An 18,518-nucleotide genomic window follows, 5' to 3' on the forward strand; every position below is an offset into this window, starting at 1 on the left:
TTAATGAATGGGACAGGAAAAACATACGTATTCATTTGATTGGGCCGGCCGTAATGTTACGGTGGAAATAGGGCAATTGGCCAAACAAGCCAACGGAGCAGTAATGGTCCGTTATGGAGAGACTGCTGTATTAAGTACGGCAACGGCTTCGAAGGAACCGAGAAATGTCGACTTCTTCCCTTTGACAGTCAACTATGAAGAAAGACTTTATGCAGTCGGTAAAATTCCGGGAGGCTTCATCAAGCGTGAAGGCCGGCCAAGTGAAAGGGCGATCCTTGCTAGCCGTTTAATAGACCGTCCGATCCGTCCGTTATTCGCTGACGGCTTCAGGAATGATGTTCAGATCATCAGCATGGTCATGAGTGTGGACCAGGATTGCTCCACGGAAATGGCAGCGATGCTAGGTTCATCCCTAGCGCTTTCAGTTTCCGATATTCCGTTCGAAGGTCCAATTGCTGGAGTGGTTGTGGGAAGAATCAATAATGAATTCATTATTAACCCTACTGTCGACCAACTTGCTCAAAGTGACATCAATCTGACGGTTGCCGGTACTAAAGATGCCATCAACATGGTTGAGGCAGGAGCGAATGAAGTACCTGAAGAAACGATGCTCGAAGCCATCATGTTTGGCCATGACGAAATCAAGAAGGTCATTGCATTCCAGGAGAAAATCGTTGCGGAGATCGGCAAAGAGAAAATGCAGATCGCTTTATATAAAGTGGATGCGGACCTTGAAGCGGAAGTGAAGGGCCATTGTGAAGCGGACTTGAACAAAGCAGTGCAAGTTCAGGAAAAACATGCTCGCGAAGATGCGATTAAAGTGGTAAAAGATCGTGTATTGGCCAATTATGAAGAAGAGACAGATGAAGCTAAGCTAAAACAAATCAAAGAAATCCTGAATAAATTGGTTAAATCCGAAGTCCGCCGTTTGATCACGGAAGAAAAAGTGCGTCCGGATGGCCGAAATCCTGATGAAATCAGACCACTATCTTCAGAAGTCACCATTTTGCCGCGTACACATGGCTCTGGATTGTTCACACGTGGACAAACCCAAGCGCTTTCGATTTGTACATTAGGTGCATTGGGTGATGTCCAGATTTTGGACGGCCTTGGAACCGAAGAGTCAAAACGCTTTATGCATCACTACAACTTCCCGCATTTCAGTGTAGGTGAAACGGGCCCGATCCGTGGAGCAGGCCGCCGGGAAATCGGTCATGGTGCACTTGGTGAAAGAGCCTTGGAACCGGTCATCCCTAATGACAAAGATTTTCCTTATACGATCAGGCTTGTGTCTGAAGTCCTTGAATCGAACGGTTCAACTTCACAAGCAAGTATTTGTGCAAGCACTTTGGCAATGATGGATGCTGGGGTACCATTGAAAGCTCCAGTTGCCGGAATAGCAATGGGGCTTGTCAAAACTGGCGAGCACTATACGATCCTAACTGACATTCAAGGCATGGAAGATCATCTGGGTGACATGGACTTTAAAGTCGCTGGAACTTCAAAAGGTGTCACTGCACTGCAAATGGATATCAAAATTGAAGGTCTTTCAAAGGAAATACTTGAAGAAGCATTGCTTCAAGCGAAACATGGACGGATGCATATTTTGGAATCCATGATGTCAACCATCAATCAACCGCGTGAACAATTATCCAAATATGCTCCTAAAATCGTTACAATGTCCATCAACCCGGATAAAATCCGTGATGTCATTGGACCGAGCGGAAAACATATCAATAAGATCATTGAAGAAACTGGCGTGAAAATCGACATCGAACAAGATGGAACGGTGTTCATCTCATCAACAGATGAGCCAATGATTCAAAAAGCGAAGAAAATCATTGAGGATATCGTCCGTGAAGTCGTGGTGGGTGAACTTTATTTAGGTAAAGTGAAACGCATTGAAAAATTCGGTGCATTCGTTGAAATCTTCAATGGTAAAGACGGTTTGGTACATATTTCTGAACTGGCTGAAGAAAGAGTCGGAAAAGTGGAAGATGTCGTTTCACTTGGAGATGAGCTATTGGTGAAAGTAACCGAGATTGACAAGCAAGGCAGGGTGAACCTTTCCCGTAAAGCCGTCCTGAAAGAGCAAAAAGAGGCAGCCAACCCTTCTCAATCGTAATAGAAATAAATGTTCCCGGCATGCGATTCCTTGTGAATCTGCATGCTTTTTCTATTGAATGAGCAAATGGCGGTTCAAGGGAAATGGCATTAAAAAGATGACATGTTCTACCTTGTCCGTTTTCTTCATACATTTTGGTATGAAGGGGGCGGAAAAAATGAATAATAAATGGAAGCAGATAGTTGCGATAAGTGCCATTGCAGGTATATCATGGTTATTAGTGCAAAATCCATATACACAGCTTTATCTGGCCCAATTGACGGATGATTCAGTTGCTACGATGAAGCAAGAAGATGATATTCTTTTACAAATCAAAGATTCAGCAAAAAAATATGAGGTTGCGCCACAGGATGCCCGAATAGATTCGGTCTGGAAAACCGTTCCTGCCTATAATGGCCTTAAGGTCAACATTGATGATTCATATAAAGCCATGAAGAAGGCGGGCGAGTTCGATGAGGATAAACTGGTACTCGAGCAGGTCCCTGCGACAGTACATTTAAAGGATCTCGACCCCGCTCCGATTTACCGTGCCCATCCTGAAAAGCCGGTGGTTTCATTTTTAATCAATGTGGCTTGGGGGAATGAATACTTACAGGATATGCTGGGTGTATTAAAAAAGAATAACGTCAAGGCCACCTTCTTCCTGGAGGGTAATTGGACCAAGAAAAATCCGGAATTGGCCAAAATGATCAGGGATGGGGGCCATGAAATTGGCAATCACTCCTATTCACATCCCAATATGCAGAATATATCGGCACAGGCTACACGTGAAGAACTTCGAAAGACGAACGAAGTCATTGAAGCGGTGACAGGCTCAAAAATGAAATGGTTCGCCCCGCCAAGCGGCAGCTACCGGGACGAGACGGTTCAAATCGCTGATTCTTTGGGCATGGAGACCGTCATGTGGAGTGTCGATACGATTGACTGGCAAAAGCCAAGTCCCGAAGTCCTTCAACAACGAGTGCTTTCCAAGGTTCACCCGGGGGCGTTCATCTTGATGCATCCTACGGAATCTACCGCAAAATCGTTGGAAGCCCTGATTATAGAAATAAAAAAGAAAGACCTGGATGTCGTTACCGTTTCAGAAGCAGTAGATGAGAAACGATTGACCCCATAATATTTGGGTTACATTAGCAGCATAGAATGCTTGGGAGGAATGTTAGTTGATTAAGAAATACACGTGTCAAAATGGAGTAAGAATCGTATTGGAAAATATTCCAACAGTACGCTCGGCAGCCATCGGAGTATGGATTAAAACCGGTTCCCGAAATGAAACCCCTGAATTGAATGGAGTTTCGCATTTTCTGGAGCACATGTTTTTCAAAGGGACAACAACAAGGAATGCACGTGAAATTGCCGAGTCGTTCGATAGCGTCGGCGGCCAAGTGAATGCATTCACCTCAAAGGAATATACATGCTATTATGCAAAAGTAATGGATAACCATGCTAGCTATGCACTTGAAATCCTTGCAGATATGTTCTTTAATTCAACCTTCGATGAAGAAGAGCTTAAAAAAGAAAAAAATGTCGTCTATGAAGAGATTAAAATGTATGAAGACACACCGGATGATATTGTTCACGACCTCTTAAGCCAGGCGGTATATGAAAAGCATCCGCTGGGCTATCCAATCCTGGGTACGGAGGAAACGCTTGAAACATTCAATAGTGAAACATTGAAGAAATACGTCCATGATATGTATACACCAGATAAAGTGGTAATCTCCATAGCTGGGAATGTCGATGAAAAGTTGATTCAAGAAGTCGAAAGCTACTTTGGCTCGTATCAAGGAGGGGAGCACCGTCCTGAATTGATCAAGCCAGCTTTTCATGAAAATAGGATCACTCGTAAAAAAGAAACGGAGCAAGCCCACTTATGCCTTGGGTACAAAGGATTGGAAATCGGCAATGATAAAACATACAGCTTGATTACCTTGAACAATATTCTTGGGGGAAGCATGAGCAGCCGTTTATTCCAGGACGTCAGGGAGCAACGCGGCCTTGCCTATTCCGTATATTCTTATCACTCCAGCTACCAAGATAGCGGTTTGGTGACAGTCTATGGCGGGACAGGCACAAGCCAATTGGATAGCCTGTATGAAACGATTCAGGAAACATTGGATACTTTAAAAAGGGACGGCATCACTGAAAAGGAATTGCGCAATAGTAAAGAGCAGCTTAAAGGCAGCTTGATGCTTAGTCTTGAAAGCACGAATAGCCGCATGAGCCGAAATGGCAAGAATGAGCTCATGTTGGGTGAGCACCGTTCCCTCGATGATATTATCATCAAGATTGACGAGGTGACGGAAGGTACCGTAAATGAACTGGCAAATCAAATCTTTACGGAACACTCCCTGTCATTGGTGAGCCCCCTGGAAAACTGGGACAAATAATAATCAAAACGTCTGATCTTCCTCTGCAAATGGAAGGTCGGATTTTTTTTGCAAAAAATCATGAAAATGGAAGGGGCATGAGATGTGGACAATATTTGCGGAAAAGCCTTCTAAGTTTTTCTTTTTCGGATATAGATGGATTATAAGGTGAAAAAGGAGGAGCTATAAGTGAGATTGAGTGAAATGAGCGGTAAGGAGATAGTTGATGTAAACAGGGCGGAACGATTGGGGGTTCTCGGACAGACGGATCTGGAAATAGACGAAACTGGACAAATTACCACATTGATCATCCCTTCGGTCAAATGGTTCGGCCTTATGAGGAATGGAAGTGAAATCCGGGTACCTTGGAACCATATAAAAAAAATCGGGACGGATATGGTGATCATTGATTTCCAGGAAGGGCTTTCGAAAGATGGGGAGCATATGGACGGATAGAGCATGATTACAGATCGGTGTCCTCTTTGGCATGCTTCCCATGAATAGTCAAAAAACGCCTCAGCTGCGGATAGCTAAGGCGTTTTTTCTTTTCTTATCACCGTTTTTTAACTGAAAACATAAGATGGCAGGGTAACTAGAGATTGTCGGAAAAACTTAAATTGCTTCTTGAAGGGCATGTACCTTGAAGCGAGGATGTTTAGGATCTTTTATATGAAGAAGGTGACGGTTTTAATGCTCACAGGTATGCAAATCGCTGTAATTGGTGGAGATGCGCGTCAGCTCGAAGTTGTCCGTAAACTGACGGAGCTTGATGCGAAGCTATTATTAGTTGGTTTTGAACAGCTCGACCATGCTTTTACCGGAGCGGTTAAGGAAAAAATGGAAGATATAAATTTCAAGGAAATTGATTCAGTAATCCTGCCTGTCCGGGGGACGGATCCTGATGGAAAAGTGGAAACGATTTTTTCCAGCGAAGAGGTTGTCTTGACGGAAGAAATGATAAAAGATACCCCGGCACACTGCATTTTTTATGCAGGGATCAGTAATAACTACCTCAATGAAATTTTTCAGAATGCGGACCGCAAACTTGTTCTCTTGTTCGAGCGCGATGATGTGGCCATTTATAATTCAATTCCTACCGTGGAGGGTGCAATCATGATGGCCATCCAGCATACCGACTTTACAATCCATGGTTCGAATGTAGCTGTTCTTGGTTTAGGAAGGGTCGGCATGAGTGTAGCCAGATCATTCCATGCTCTTGGAGCAAAAGTTAAGGTAGGGGCCAGAAAAAGTGAAGATATCGCGAGGATAAGCGAAATGGCACTAACCCCTTTTCAGTTAAAAAATCTAGCTGCTGAAATGAAAAATGTTGATATTTGTATCAATACGATCCCTTTTCAGATCATTACGGCAAACGTGCTGGCAAATATGCCCGTTCACACATTAATCATCGACCTTGCTTCAAAACCAGGGGGGACGGATTTTCGTTATGCTGAAAAAAGGGGAATAAAGGCGCTGTTGGCACCGAGCTTACCGGGTATAGTAGCCCCGAAAACAGCTGGTCAGATATTGGCGAACGCGCTGGGAGTATTGATTCAGGATGAGTTCAGGAAAAGGAAGGGGAATAAGATATGAGTCTCCAAGGGAAAAGGATTGGTTTTGGATTGACAGGATCACATTGCACATATGATGAAGTATTTCCTGAAATTGAAAAGCTTGTGAATGAAGGGGCGGAGGTCATCCCAATCGTAACATCGACCGTGCAGAATACGGAAACGCGTTTTGGGAAGGGCGATGATTGGGTTGAAAGAATTGAAAAATTGACGGGGAATCGAGTCGTTGATACAATCGTCAAAGCGGAGCCATTAGGGCCGAAATTGCCACTTGATTGTATGGTGATCGCCCCTTTGACAGGTAACTCAATGAGCAAAATGGCAAATGCCCTTACCGATTCGCCCGTACTTATGGCTGCAAAAGCGACGATGAGAAACCACCGTCCGGTTGTGGTGGCAATATCCACGAACGATGCACTTGGGTTAAATGGTGTCAATCTCATGAGGTTGATGGCAGCAAAGGATATTTATTTCGTTCCGTATGGCCAGGATAATCCTATAGGTAAGCCGAGCTCGATGGTTGCGAGGATGAGCATGATAAGGGACACAATCATATCGGCACTCGAAAGGGAGCAAATTCAGCCAGTCATCGTCGAAAAGTTCAAGGATAGTTTAGACTGATTTTAGTGTTCGGATACGCTCCCATGTGATAATGACTGATTTATATGCAGGGCTTTTCCGTGTGGAAAGTCATAAAAAAACACTACACTACCAGAATATTTTGTTAAAGTCCGACCCTTTGGAATGTTAATGTGTTAAAATTAATGATATTCTGAGCAAGTAGAAATATATCCAATAAATAAAATAATTTTTAGAGATAGAAAAGGAGTATGGACAAATGACTGAGACACAGGGATTGCATATTGCAGTTGTGGGAGCAACTGGAGCAGTGGGACAACAAATGATTTCAACACTCGAACAACGGAATTTACCGATCAAGAAAATCATCTTTTTATCATCGGCTCGTTCCGCGGGAACCAAACTTACGTTTAAGGGCGAAGAAATCGAAGTGCAGGAAGCAAGACCTGAAAGCTTTGAAGGCATCGATATCGCTTTATTCAGTGCTGGAGGAAGCGTGTCTAAGGAATTGGCTCCAGAAGCAGTGAAGCGCGGAGCGATAGTAGTGGATAATACGAGCGCATTCCGTATGGATGAAAATGTGCCGCTTGTCGTCCCTGAAGTAAACGAAGCTGACTTAAGACAGCATAATGGAATCATTGCCAACCCAAATTGTTCAACCATTCAAATGGTCGTGGCATTAGAACCTATCCGCGAGACCTATGGATTATCAAAAATCGTGGTTTCCACCTATCAGGCCGTTTCAGGTGCTGGGGCTGCTGCAATAAATGAATTAAAAGAACAAGCACGCGACTTGCTTGATGATAAAGAAATAGAACCAAGGATTTTACCGGTCAAGGGCGACGAAAAGCATTATCAAATCGCATTCAACGTCATTCCTCAAATCGATAAATTCCAAGATAATGGGTATACGTTCGAAGAGATGAAAATGATTAATGAAACTAAGAAAATCATGCATATGAATGATCTTCCGGTAGCTGCAACATGTGTAAGGCTTCCTGTTGTTACGGGTCATTCGGAATCTGTTTATATTGAAGTGGAAAAAGAAGGAGTGACAGCTTCTCAAATCAAGGATTTGATGAAAACGGCTCCTGGAGTAGTGCTGGAGGATGAACCGGAACAACAAATCTATCCAACGCCTGCTTCTTCCGTTGGCAAAAATGACGTATTCGTCGGTCGGATTCGCAAGGACTTGGATGAGGATAAAGGCTTCCATTTATGGGTGGTTTCCGATAATCTATTAAAGGGAGCAGCCTGGAACTCCGTCCAGATTGCAGAAAGCCTTTTAAAATTAGGTTTAGTGACCGTCAAGTAATAATTCATTCTTAAACATTCGAAAAAAGTGATATCCAACAGAATAGAGAGTTTTTGTCAGCTTCCCGGAGCGGGAAGCTGGCTTATATTTGAGGTGCATATTATGAAAATCATTGTCCAGAAATACGGTGGGACATCCGTTCGTGATGAGGAAAGCCGGTCATTTGCCCGAGGGCATATAGAAAAGGCAATTCAAGAAGGCTTTAAGGTGGTGGTCGTGGTTTCAGCGATGGGGAGGAAGGGCGATCCCTATGCAACGGACACTTTGCTTTCTTTAGTGAATGGCTCGAAAGCGATACTTTCGAAACGTGAACAGGATCTCCTTATGTCAGTTGGTGAAACGATCTCCTCGGTAGTATTTACCAACATGCTGTTGGAACACGGTATTGAAGCCGTAGCATATACAGGGGCACAGGCGGGATTCTTGACGAATACCGACTATTCAAGTGCGAAAATCATGGAAATGAAATGCGACCGTCTCATGAAGGAATTGGAATTGAAGGATGTAGTCGTCGTAGCAGGATTCCAGGGTGCGGCAAAAAATGGGGATATCACCACCATCGGACGTGGTGGAAGTGATACATCAGCTGCAGCGTTAGGCGCAGCTTTGCAAGCGGAGAGGGTAGATATATTTACGGATGTGGAAGGCATCATGACGGCCGATCCACGAATTGCAGATCTTGCGCGTCCGTTATCGATCGTTTCCTATACCGAAGTTTGCAACATGGCCTATCAAGGTGCGAAGGTGATACATCCACGCGCTGTTGAAATTGCCATGCAGGCAAAAGTGCCGATCCGGATCAGATCCACATACAGCGAAGGTTTGGGGACACTTGTTACAAGTGTGAATAAAGGAAGCCAGGGCAGTGATATCCGTGAGAGGCTCGTCACAGGAATTGCCCATGTTCCGAAAATCACACAAATCAAGGTGCGTGCGAAAAAGGATCAATATAATTTACAAGCCGAGGTTTTCAAGGCAATGGCCAACGCCTCCATTTCGGTCGACTTCATCAATATATATCCGAGCGGTGTCGTATATACCGTTTCCGAGGAAATGACGGATCTCGCTCTTTCAATTTTGGCCGAGCTTGGTCACGAACCGGTCATTGAACGGAATTGCGCCAAAGTCTCTGTCGTCGGTGCAGGCATCAACGGGGTGCCTGGTGTTGCTGCGAAGATCGTAACGGCACTTTCGGAGAAGGAAATAGCCATTCTTCAATCCGCTGACAGCCATACGACGATATGGGTCTTGGTCAAGGAAGAAGATTTGATAGAAGCTGTTAATTCACTTCACTACGCATTTCAGCTGCATGAAAGTGAAATTAAATAATCCGGATTTCAATAAAAGTTTTATGAAGAGGTGTTAGATGATGATATTTGGTAGAGTATCAACCGCAATGGTCACCCCTTTCGATAGCAAGGGAAATATCGATTTGCAGAAAACGACCAAATTGGTCAATTACTTAATAAAGAATGGAACAGACTCCCTTGTACTTTCGGGGACGACGGGGGAATCTCCAACTTTATCTTCGGAGGAGAAGATCGCCTTATTGCGGCATGTCTCCAAGATTGTGGAAAAAAGAGTGCCCATCATCATGGGTACAGGTAGCAACAATACGTATGCTTCCATTGAGCTGACCAAAAAAGCAGAACAAAATGGTGCCGATGCGATCATGCTGGTGGCCCCTTATTATAGCAGGACGAATCAAGAAGGCCTTTATCAACATTTCAAAGCAATCGCAGCGAGCACGACACTGCCTGTAATGATTTATAATATCCCTGGCCGTGCTTCGGTTAACATCGAGCCGGAAACGATCATCCGCCTTTCAAAAATTGCTAATATCTTAGCGGTGAAAGAAGCTAGCGGAGATTTGAATGCAATGACCGAGATCATAGCCGGAACGGATGAGGATTTCGCGTTGTACAGCGGTGATGACGCTTTAACTCTCCCAGTCCTTGCAATAGGGGGCGTTGGGGTAGTTTCAGTTGCATCCCATGTTGCGGGCAATGAGTTACAGAAAATAGTCGAGGCATTCATCAGCGGGAATTTGAAAGAGGCAGCCAGGCTGCATCAGGAACTATTACCGCTGATCAAAGGCTTATTTGCCGCCCCAAGCCCGGCACCTGTCAAAACAGCGCTTCAGTTAAATGGAATTGATGTGGGGTCCGTCAGGCTGCCGATCGTGCCTTTGACGGAACAGGAACGACTTTCTTTAGCCTCTGTATTAAAAAAATAAATAGCCATGGAACAAGCTGATCGTTAAAGATTGGCTTGTTTTTACATAAACATGCATTGAAATGACAATTCCTAACTAAAGCAGGTTTAAGAATGGTCTTTAAGCCCGGTCAATCGAAACCACATTAGTATAGGTGATGAATAAATGATACATATCGGTACCGCTCATTTTTAAAGGGACGAATGAAAAAAAACCACGAAAAATGGTAAGTGTTGTCATGTTTTTTAAACTTCGGTTATAATGAAAGCATTGGAAATTATGAACGGGATTTTTTAAGGAGGATATTCGATTGGGTAAAGATAAACATAATGGCATAAAGGTCATTTCTCTTGGAGGACAAGGGGAACTTGGTAAAAACATGTACGTTGTTGAGGTGAATGAGGATATCTATCTGCTAGATGCAGGTTTGATGCTTCCGGAAGAAGAAATGCTGGGAATCGATGCGGTTATCCCTGATATTTCTTACTTGATCGATAATAAAGAACGTATTCAGGGAATATTCATTACCCATGGTCATGAAGACCATATGGGAGCGCTTGCATATGTTTTGAAATTTTTACCCGTTCCCGTTTATGGAACGAAGCTTACCCTTGCGCTAATTAAAACGAAATTAAAGGAAGATGGCTTTAACGGAAGGGCGACATTTACCGAGATCGATTCCGATTCTCTGTTAAGTTTCCCTCAAGCAGCCGTATCATTTTTCCGGACTAACCATAGCATCCCCGATTCTGTCGGAGTGGTAATCCACACCCGCGATGGTGCCATCGTTTATACGGGGGATTTCAAATTCGACCAAGCGGCAAGCGATCTGTATAAACCAGAGATCGGAAAAATGGCCAGTATTGGCGAAGAAGGCGTTCTATGCTTGCTATCGGATAGTACGGGTGCCGAGAGGCCGGGGTACACGCCGTCAGAAGCCATTGTGGCCAAAGACATTACTGAAGCTTTCCTTGCCGCTTCAGGCAGGATCGTCGTTGCGTGCTTCGCTTCGAACATCAACCGGATTCAACATGTTTTCAATGCAGCTGCGGCAAGTCGCAGGAAAGTGGCCGTTGTAGGGAAAAGCCTGCAGCGTGTTTATGAAACAGCATTGAATCTTGGTTATTTAAAGGCAGAAGAAGAGCTGATCATCCCTATCAATGAAATTAGCCAATATGACGATCGTGAAATCGTCGTATTATCTACAGGCCATCAAGGAGAACCGATTGCGGCGCTTCAAAAAATGGCTAAACAAACTCATAAACAGGTGACGATCAAAAAAGGTGATACCGTACTGATCAGTGCTTCACCGCTCCAGGGAGGCGAACTGATTTTATCCAAGACCGTGGATTTGCTTTATAGGGTTGGCGCTGAAGTGGTATCGTCCAATAAATATAAAGTTCACGTAACGGGACATGGAAGCCAGGAAGAACTGAAAATGATGATCAACCTGATGAATCCTAAATTCTTTATCCCGGTGCATGGTGAATATCGCCAATTATATGCTCACCAAAAAGTCGGAATCGCCGCTGGAATTAAACGGGAAAATATCGTGATTGCCGAAAAAGGTGATGTCATCGAGCTTAAAGGAAATAAAATCGGCCTAGCCGGCAAAGTCCCTTCAGGAAATATCCTGATAGATGGCAGCGGTGTAGGGGATGTCGGCAATATCGTTCTTCGTGATCGCCGCTTGTTATCCCAGGATGGCATTTTGATCGTCGTCGTAACCTTGAACCGTCAAGATAAAAGCATTGCCGCTGGTCCTGAAATCATTTCAAGGGGATTCGTTTATGTTCGTGAATCCGAAAAAATGATCGCGGAAGCGACCGAAATCGTAAGTGAAATCGTCAAAAAAAATGGATCGCGCCAACCATTCGATTGGTCTACACTGAAACAGGAAATGCGTGATGCCTTGAATCAGTTCTTCTACGAAAAAACGAAACGTCGTCCAATGATCTTGCCGATCATCATGGAATATTAAGCAATCCTCCCCTGATAATCAAGTCAGGGGTTTTTTCCGTTTGCCCAACCTCTAATATCTTCAAGAATGAAGTCGAAGACTCGAGACATAATAAAGCTATAGGTTAAAAGAGAAAGGGGTTGGCATCGTGGATAATGCACCATTACCAAATGAAAATGAAGGCCGGCAGGAAGGGAAGAATTCCACTTTAATCGAAAAGATCCAGCAGCTGGGGGCAACGAATGTCCCACAACTATCAAAGGACTCGAAAATCCATTGTTTGACGATCATTGGTCAAATTGAAGGACATATGCAGCTGCCGCCTCAAAATAAAACGACTAAATATGAGCATGTTATCCCACAAATCGTGGCGATTGAGCAAAACCCGAATATCGAGGGACTGCTTGTCATTTTGAATACTGTGGGTGGGGATGTTGAAGCGGGACTGGCGATTGCAGAGATGCTTGCTTCCCTGTCCAAGCCATCCGTTTCGATCGTACTCGGCGGAGGGCATTCCATCGGAGTTCCGATTGCCGTATCATGTGACCATTCCTATATCGCTGAAACGGCGACGATGACGATTCATCCGATTCGTCTGACAGGCCTTGTCATAGGTGTTCCGCAAACCTTTGAATACTTGGATAAGATGCAGGAAAGAGTCATCAAGTTTGTAACGAGGCACTCCAACGTAACGGAGGAAAGTTTCAAGGAATTAATGTTTGCCAAAGGTAATCTAACCCGTGATATCGGTACGAATGTAGTCGGGGCTGAGGCCGTCGAAATCGGGATGATCGATGATGTCGGGGGTGTGGGCCAGGCCATGAGGAAGCTGAATAGCTTCATGGAAGAAAGAAAACCAAAAACAGCCGGTGAAGAGGAGGGGCTCCTGCAATGACACTCTATACAATCGTCCCTGAAGTAATCATCTTTCCCCATCACCATGAAAAAACGGCGAATTTAATCGAAATGATCTATAATGGTGTGCATGTAATGGTTGAACATGATGGTCAACGGTCATTTCGAATTGATCGAATTGTGAGCACCGATCCCGCGGATTATATGAACGCAAACATCCATCCGGGGACAGTCATCAACGTGTTCGAACAGCCCAACGGCCACTGAAAACGACTAATGAAACCAATTATGGTATACTGGATTGAAATCGGCAGCCATTTGGCTGCTTTATTCAGTATCTGGGCCAATTGGATCCTTTAGTTGAAAATGTACATATAACAAGGACAGTGTCATCTTTTTTTGGTATAATTTATGAACGAACATTTGTTTTGTGAAGGGAAATCAAGATGTTATGTTGAATAGGAAAGTTAGAATAGTTTCATGAAGAATCAGGTGATATGATGGCAAAGAAGAAAAAACGAAAAAACAAAAGTACCGATAAATTAAAACTAACACTTAAATATGAATTGAGTGGCTTGACTTTAATAGGGCTGGCCGTCATTGCGATTGCCAAGCTTGGAGCGGTGGGAAATGGGACGGTTCTTTTAATTCGCTTCTTTATGGGGGAATGGTACATCCTTTTGTTGTTGGCTGCCATTGCAGCAGGCTTTTATTTGATGATTAAAAGGGAGGTTCCTTACCTGTTAAAACGGCAGTTCATCGGATTATACTTCCTTGCTGCGAGCATGCTCCTGCTCAGTCATGTGACGCTGTTCAACATGCTGGCAGATGGCGGCCCGTTCACGAAGCCAAGCGTCATTTCGAATACATGGGAATTATTCTGGATGGAAGTGACCGGGAAGGCCAGTTCGAGGGATCTGGGAGGCGGCATGATTGGAGCGATACTATTTGCGGCTTCCTACTTTTTATTTGATGAAGCGGGCTCCAAAATCATATCCTTCCTTTTTATCATCACGGGCATTGTTCTGTTGACTGGGAAAACCTTGGGTGAGACCCTTGGAAGGTTTTTCCTCGGCCTTGGGAACTTCATCGCGAATCAATGGTCGGCTTTCAGGGATGACATGAAAACGTGGAATGAGGAGAAAAAAGAAAAGAAAAAAAATCCGCAAAAAAGGAAGAAACGCGAAAAGGATCCGGTGGCAGAAACCGATCAGCCCCTTCATCAAGAAGAGGAAACACCACAGATGGCAACGGAACGGATCATCTCCAGCTTTGCTGATAAAGCCTATAGCGACAACGAAACTGAACCTCCAGTTGCTGCAGAAGCTGTACCTGAAGCTGCCGAGGAGCAGGATGATGCCGTATTACCGATGAATTTCACTGAAGTGGAAAATAAAGAATATCTGTTGCCGCCGCTTTCCTTATTATTGCAACCTAAAAAAACGGATCAGAGCGGAGAATACCAATTGATTCATGATAATGCAGCAAAACTTGAACGGACCTTCAATAGCTTTGGGGTGAAAGCAAGGGTCACGCAAGTCCATTTGGGACCAGCGGTGACCAAATATGAGGTTCATCCCGATGTTGGGGTGAAGGTAAGCAAAATCGTCAGCCTATCTGATGACTTGGCCTTAGCACTGGCTGCGAAGGACATCCGGATCGAGGCTCCGATACCAGGAAAATCTGCTATTGGGATAGAGGTTCCTAATTCCGAAGTGGCAATGGTATCCTTAAGGGAAGTCTTGGAGGCGAAAGAAGTTGACAAGCCCGATGCTAAATTGCAAATAGGCTTGGGGCGGAATATTTCGGGTGAAGCAGTGAAGGCAGAGCTCAATAAAATGCCCCATTTACTGGTTGCCGGAGCGACAGGGAGCGGTAAATCTGTTTGCATCAACGGCATTATCACGAGTATCCTGATGCGGGCTAAACCCCATGAAGTGAAAATGATGATGATCGATCCCAAAATGGTGGAGCTTAATGTCTATAATGGCATTCCCCACTTACTTGCGCCAGTTGTGACGAATCCAAAGAAAGCGGCGCAGGCCTTACAAAAGGTCGTCAGTGAAATGGAACGCCGCTATGAGCTGTTTTCACATTCAGGTACGCGTAATATTGAAGGCTATAATGATTATGTTAATCGGTATAACATAGAGGAAGATGCCAAGCAGCCGCTGCTGCCTTATATCGTGGTCATTGTCGATGAGTTGGCTGATTTAATGATGGTGGCCTCTAACGATGTAGAGGATGCCATCACACGGCTTGCACAAATGGCAAGGGCTGCTGGCATCCATTTGATCATTGCAACGCAGCGCCCTTCCGTTGATGTCATAACGGGGGTCATAAAAGCGAACATCCCATCTAGGATTGCGTTTAGTGTCTCGTCGATGACGGATTCAAGAACGATCCTGGACATGGGAGGTGCCGAAAAGCTGTTAGGCAGGGGCGATATGTTATTCCTGCCAGCGGGAGCTTCAAAACCTGTACGGGTGCAGGGAGCGTTCCTGTCCGATCATGAAGTCGAGGAAGTTGTCACATATGTCATTTCACAGCAGAAGGCCCAGTATAACGAAGAAATGATACCGGATGAAATTACTGAAACCTCAAGCGGCGAAGTGGACGACAATTTATACGACGATGCCGTAGCATTGATCATGGAAATGCAAACCGCATCGGTCTCCATGCTGCAGCGCCGATTCCGAATCGGCTACGCGCGGGCAGCGAGGCTGATCGATGAAATGGAAGCAAGGGGAATCGTCGGCCCTTATGAAGGCAGTAAGCCGCGGAATGTTTTGGTGTCAAAAGATGAACAGGATGAAGCGCATTTATCCTAAAAAAACCGGGCAGCTCAGCTGCCCGGTTTTTTAATTATTCATCGCTTCGTCCAAATGTGTAAGGCAGAAGTCGGCAATCATCGCTTCTTCATCGTCATCCAAATCGAATTCGAGCGCGCCTTCATTCCCTTTTTCAAAAATATCATATTTAATCAGTTTGCCTGCTTGTTCTTCCACTGCAAAAAGAACCCGGATATATAATCCATTTTCTGAAAAGAGCTCGTCCTCTTCCGGCACTTCGATATCCAGGAATAATTCGTAACGCTCCCCGGATAAAATGCCGAATGGATCATTTAATTTTTCGATACTGTATTCTGTTATAGTTAACATGATGTGTACATCCCTTCAAAGAAGATAACCTTATTATACAGGAAAACCGCAACTTGAGAAGAAAGCTGGCTGCGTTCAGAAGGCATTCCAAAAATTTTTTTTAATCTGATTTAGGAGAATAATCGTACAATTTTCGTTGTGTTTACTAGATTGAAAGACACAGAGGAGGGTAATTCCTCCTAAATTCTTTTCTGCGAATTAGGAAAACACTATTTATTTATATGAAAAAAAATGTTATATTATTTTCGATTAGTAGGAATGATTCAACATCAGAGGTCTGATGTCTTAAGAAATTAGCTGGGGGAAACTGTATGTCAATAAAATCAGATAGTCGACATTTATACTTGCAGGTCATTGATTACCTGAAGCAGGACATCGAAGCAGGAGTCTATCAGGAAAATGAAAAATTCCCTTCCGAATTCGATCTTGCCAAAAAACTGGGCGTGAGTAGGGCGACACTTCGAGAAGCGCTGCGGATTTTAGAAGAAGAAAACATTATCATTCGCCGCCATGGAGTTGGTACTTTTGTCAATCCAAAACCTCGTTTCACTTCAGGTATCGAGCAATTAAAAAGTGTCACTTCCATGATTGAAGAGGCAGGGATGAAACCTGGTACGATTTTCTTAAGCTTGACGGCTCAAGAACCGACGGAAGAGGATATCCGCAGGTTTTCTTGCTCACCAGATGAGCGCATCGTGATCATCGAACGTGTAAGGACAGCGAATGGAGAGCCAGTAATCTATTGTGTCGATAAAATTCCTGAGTCAATACTATCAGAAAATTTCGACCGCAACGATGAGTCTCTTTTCGATATATTGGAAAGGGATGCAAATCGTAAAATTACGTATGCCGTGGCAGAAATCGAGCCTATAGGATATCACGAGAAAGTTTCTCCTATCCTTAAATGCTCTCCAGAAGCAGCGCTACTCGTTTTGAAGCAGATGCATCTCGATGATTGGGACCAGCCGATACTGTATTCCGTTAACTACTTTAAAGCCAATATGTTCAGTTTTCATGTTCTCCGTAAACGAGTATAACCTTTACCCATTACATGCGGATGAATGCAAGCGCTTGTACTAAAATCAAAAGCATGTAAAAAAAATTAACGAGAAGTGAAAACGCAAACATGAATGACTTTTCAGAACATTCCTGCTCTACAAACTATGCATATTAGGGGGATAAAAATTGAAAAAGCGCAAATTAGGTCTAGCTCTATCACTTGTTCTTGCAGCGGGTACGCTATTGGGGGCATGTGGTAATTCAGAGAATGATGATAAAGATTCTTCAAATGGAAAAGACAAGAAAGATAACTTCACAGTATCGATGGTTACCGATATTGGCGGTATCGACGACAAATCCTTCAACCAATCTGCTTGGGAAGGTCTGCAAGCTTTTGGTAAAGATAATGGATTGGAAAAAGGAAAAGACGGCTATAATTACATCCAGTCAAAATCGGATTCAGAGTATACGACAAACCTAAATACACTAGTTAAAGAAAATTACAATATTATTTATGCGATTGGGTATGCTTTGGCTGAATCGGTTGATGAGGTGGCTACACAGCGTCCTAACTCTCAATTTGCAATCGTTGACAGCGTGGTTAAACAAGACAATGTGGCGAGCATCGTTTTTAAAGAACAACAAGGATCATTCCTAGTGGGCGTTATTGCTGGTTTACAGACGAAATCGAATAAAGTGGGCTTCATCGGCGGTGTTGATTCCGAGCTGATCAAGAAGTTTGAAGTAGGCTTCAAAGCTGGTGTCCTATCAGTGAATCCGGATGCGAAAATTACAGCACAATATGCAGGGTCGTTTGGGGACGCAGCAAAAGGTCAGCAAATGGCAAATAACATGTATTCTTCTGGAATCGATATCATTTACCAAGCAGCTGGCGGTACAGGAAACGGTGTATTCACTTCTGCTAAAGAGTTGAAGAAAAAAGATCCTAAAAAAGACATTTGGGTTATCGGGGTAGACCGTGACCAAAAAGAAGAAGGAGCATTGAAAGTTGATGGCAAGGATTATAATGTTACGTTGACTTCAATGGTAAAACGTGTGGATGTTGCAGTTCAAGATTTAGCGAAAAAGACAAAAGAGGGTAAATTCCCTGGTGGAGAAACGATTGAATACGGTCTTGAAGAAAACGGGATCATGATATCGGAATCTCAAGAAAATGTTTCTGAAGAATCATTGAAAGCGGTTAATGAATACGTCGAAAAAATTAAATCTGGCGAACAAAAAACTCCTGGTACTGAAAAAGAATTAAAGGAATTGGGATTCAAATAATTCACTCAGAAATGATAAGGAATGAGAAGGCCTGTTGAAGGCCTTCTAATCCTATTTCATATGAATGAAAAACCGAATGAAA

General features: G+C 43.8%; 16 protein-coding genes. 15 read left to right on the forward strand and 1 reads right to left on the reverse strand.

The window, feature by feature from the left end; genetic code table 11:
• The first annotated feature begins 7 nt into the window (after positions 1 to 7).
• The 13 genes from pnp to MHI53_RS08565 all read left to right on the forward strand — a co-directional run bounded on the left by pnp (position 8) and on the right by MHI53_RS08565 (position 15,820).
• Positions 8 to 2,125: a polyribonucleotide nucleotidyltransferase gene (gene pnp / locus MHI53_RS08505; protein WP_061144656.1), complete on the forward strand. Its 2,118-nt coding sequence runs from the start codon at positions 8 to 10 to the stop codon at positions 2,123 to 2,125.
• A 157-nt stretch (positions 2,126 to 2,282) separates the two neighbouring features.
• Complete coding sequence (locus tag MHI53_RS08510; protein WP_061144657.1) at positions 2,283 to 3,242, forward strand: polysaccharide deacetylase family protein; 960 nt, start codon at positions 2,283 to 2,285, stop codon at positions 3,240 to 3,242.
• Between the two features lie 46 nt (positions 3,243 to 3,288).
• The gene (locus MHI53_RS08515; RefSeq protein ID WP_061144658.1) at positions 3,289 to 4,515 is read left to right on the forward strand and encodes a pitrilysin family protein; all 1,227 of its coding nucleotides are present in this window, start codon (positions 3,289 to 3,291) and stop codon (positions 4,513 to 4,515) included.
• Positions 4,516 to 4,683: 168 nt separating this feature from the next.
• Positions 4,684 to 4,950 (forward strand): YlmC/YmxH family sporulation protein, encoded by a 267-nt coding sequence (locus MHI53_RS08520; protein WP_100534128.1) that lies wholly within the window; start codon positions 4,684 to 4,686, stop codon positions 4,948 to 4,950.
• Between the two features lie 234 nt (positions 4,951 to 5,184).
• The gene (gene dpaA, locus MHI53_RS08525; RefSeq protein ID WP_340373659.1) at positions 5,185 to 6,087 is read left to right on the forward strand and encodes a dipicolinic acid synthetase subunit A; all 903 of its coding nucleotides are present in this window, start codon (positions 5,185 to 5,187) and stop codon (positions 6,085 to 6,087) included.
• Positions 6,084 to 6,686: a dipicolinate synthase subunit B gene (locus MHI53_RS08530; RefSeq protein ID WP_061144661.1), complete on the forward strand. Its 603-nt coding sequence runs from the start codon at positions 6,084 to 6,086 to the stop codon at positions 6,684 to 6,686. The genes dpaA and MHI53_RS08530 overlap by 4 nt, the downstream gene beginning before the upstream one ends.
• A 217-nt stretch (positions 6,687 to 6,903) precedes the next feature.
• Positions 6,904 to 7,959: an aspartate-semialdehyde dehydrogenase gene (asd, locus tag MHI53_RS08535; protein ID WP_061144662.1), complete on the forward strand. Its 1,056-nt coding sequence runs from the start codon at positions 6,904 to 6,906 to the stop codon at positions 7,957 to 7,959.
• Between the two features lie 102 nt (positions 7,960 to 8,061).
• Positions 8,062 to 9,288 (forward strand): aspartate kinase, encoded by a 1,227-nt coding sequence (gene dapG / locus MHI53_RS08540; RefSeq protein ID WP_061144663.1) that lies wholly within the window; start codon positions 8,062 to 8,064, stop codon positions 9,286 to 9,288.
• Positions 9,289 to 9,325: 37 nt separating this feature from the next.
• Positions 9,326 to 10,195, forward strand: a complete 870-nt coding sequence (gene dapA / locus MHI53_RS08545; RefSeq protein WP_340373201.1) for a 4-hydroxy-tetrahydrodipicolinate synthase — start codon at positions 9,326 to 9,328, stop codon at positions 10,193 to 10,195.
• A gap of 289 nt (positions 10,196 to 10,484) precedes the next feature.
• Positions 10,485 to 12,155 (forward strand): ribonuclease J, encoded by a 1,671-nt coding sequence (locus MHI53_RS08550; protein WP_061144665.1) that lies wholly within the window; start codon positions 10,485 to 10,487, stop codon positions 12,153 to 12,155.
• Positions 12,156 to 12,282: 127 nt separating this feature from the next.
• Positions 12,283 to 13,029: a ClpP family protease gene (locus MHI53_RS08555; protein WP_061144666.1), complete on the forward strand. Its 747-nt coding sequence runs from the start codon at positions 12,283 to 12,285 to the stop codon at positions 13,027 to 13,029.
• Positions 13,026 to 13,256, forward strand: a complete 231-nt coding sequence (locus MHI53_RS08560; protein WP_340373202.1) for a YlzJ-like family protein — start codon at positions 13,026 to 13,028, stop codon at positions 13,254 to 13,256. The genes MHI53_RS08555 and MHI53_RS08560 overlap by 4 nt, the downstream gene beginning before the upstream one ends.
• Before the next feature lie 233 nt (positions 13,257 to 13,489).
• Positions 13,490 to 15,820 (forward strand): DNA translocase FtsK, encoded by a 2,331-nt coding sequence (locus tag MHI53_RS08565; protein ID WP_061144668.1) that lies wholly within the window; start codon positions 13,490 to 13,492, stop codon positions 15,818 to 15,820.
• Between the two features lie 30 nt (positions 15,821 to 15,850).
• Here the strand turns inward: MHI53_RS08565 and MHI53_RS08570 are convergent, their stop codons facing one another.
• The gene (locus MHI53_RS08570) at positions 15,851 to 16,150 is read right to left on the reverse strand and encodes a DUF6509 family protein (RefSeq protein WP_061144669.1); all 300 of its coding nucleotides are present in this window, start codon (positions 16,148 to 16,150) and stop codon (positions 15,851 to 15,853) included.
• A gap of 311 nt (positions 16,151 to 16,461) precedes the next feature.
• Between MHI53_RS08570 and MHI53_RS08575 the strand changes: the two genes are divergently transcribed.
• Together MHI53_RS08575 and MHI53_RS08580 are read left to right on the forward strand one after the other, a co-directional pair.
• Positions 16,462 to 17,187: a GntR family transcriptional regulator gene (locus tag MHI53_RS08575; RefSeq protein ID WP_061144670.1), complete on the forward strand. Its 726-nt coding sequence runs from the start codon at positions 16,462 to 16,464 to the stop codon at positions 17,185 to 17,187.
• A gap of 148 nt (positions 17,188 to 17,335) precedes the next feature.
• Positions 17,336 to 18,436, forward strand: coding sequence for a BMP family protein (locus MHI53_RS08580; RefSeq protein WP_061144671.1), 1,101 nt, complete (start codon positions 17,336 to 17,338; stop codon positions 18,434 to 18,436).
• The last annotated feature ends 82 nt before the right edge of the window (positions 18,437 to 18,518 follow it).

The sequence above is a fragment of the Peribacillus sp. FSL E2-0218 genome, from assembly GCF_037992945.1.
Taxonomy (GTDB): Bacteria; Bacillota; Bacilli; order Bacillales; family DSM-1321; genus Peribacillus; species Peribacillus simplex_B.

Coding starts and splice junctions, on each gene's coding strand:
- pnp (WP_061144656.1), top strand. CDS start 8: ATGGGACAGGAAAAACATACGTATTCATTTGATTGGGCCGGCCGTAAT.
- MHI53_RS08510 (WP_061144657.1), top strand. CDS start 2,283: ATGAATAATAAATGGAAGCAGATAGTTGCGATAAGTGCCATTGCAGGT.
- dpaA (WP_340373659.1), top strand. CDS start 5,185: ATGCTCACAGGTATGCAAATCGCTGTAATTGGTGGAGATGCGCGTCAG.
- MHI53_RS08530 (WP_061144661.1), top strand. CDS start 6,084: ATGAGTCTCCAAGGGAAAAGGATTGGTTTTGGATTGACAGGATCACAT.
- asd (WP_061144662.1), top strand. CDS start 6,904: ATGACTGAGACACAGGGATTGCATATTGCAGTTGTGGGAGCAACTGGA.
- dapG (WP_061144663.1), top strand. CDS start 8,062: ATGAAAATCATTGTCCAGAAATACGGTGGGACATCCGTTCGTGATGAG.
- dapA (WP_340373201.1), top strand. CDS start 9,326: ATGATGATATTTGGTAGAGTATCAACCGCAATGGTCACCCCTTTCGAT.
- MHI53_RS08560 (WP_340373202.1), top strand. CDS start 13,026: ATGACACTCTATACAATCGTCCCTGAAGTAATCATCTTTCCCCATCAC.
- MHI53_RS08565 (WP_061144668.1), top strand. CDS start 13,490: ATGGCAAAGAAGAAAAAACGAAAAAACAAAAGTACCGATAAATTAAAA.
- MHI53_RS08570 (WP_061144669.1), bottom strand. CDS start 16,150: ATGTTAACTATAACAGAATACAGTATCGAAAAATTAAATGATCCATTC.
- MHI53_RS08575 (WP_061144670.1), top strand. CDS start 16,462: ATGTCAATAAAATCAGATAGTCGACATTTATACTTGCAGGTCATTGAT.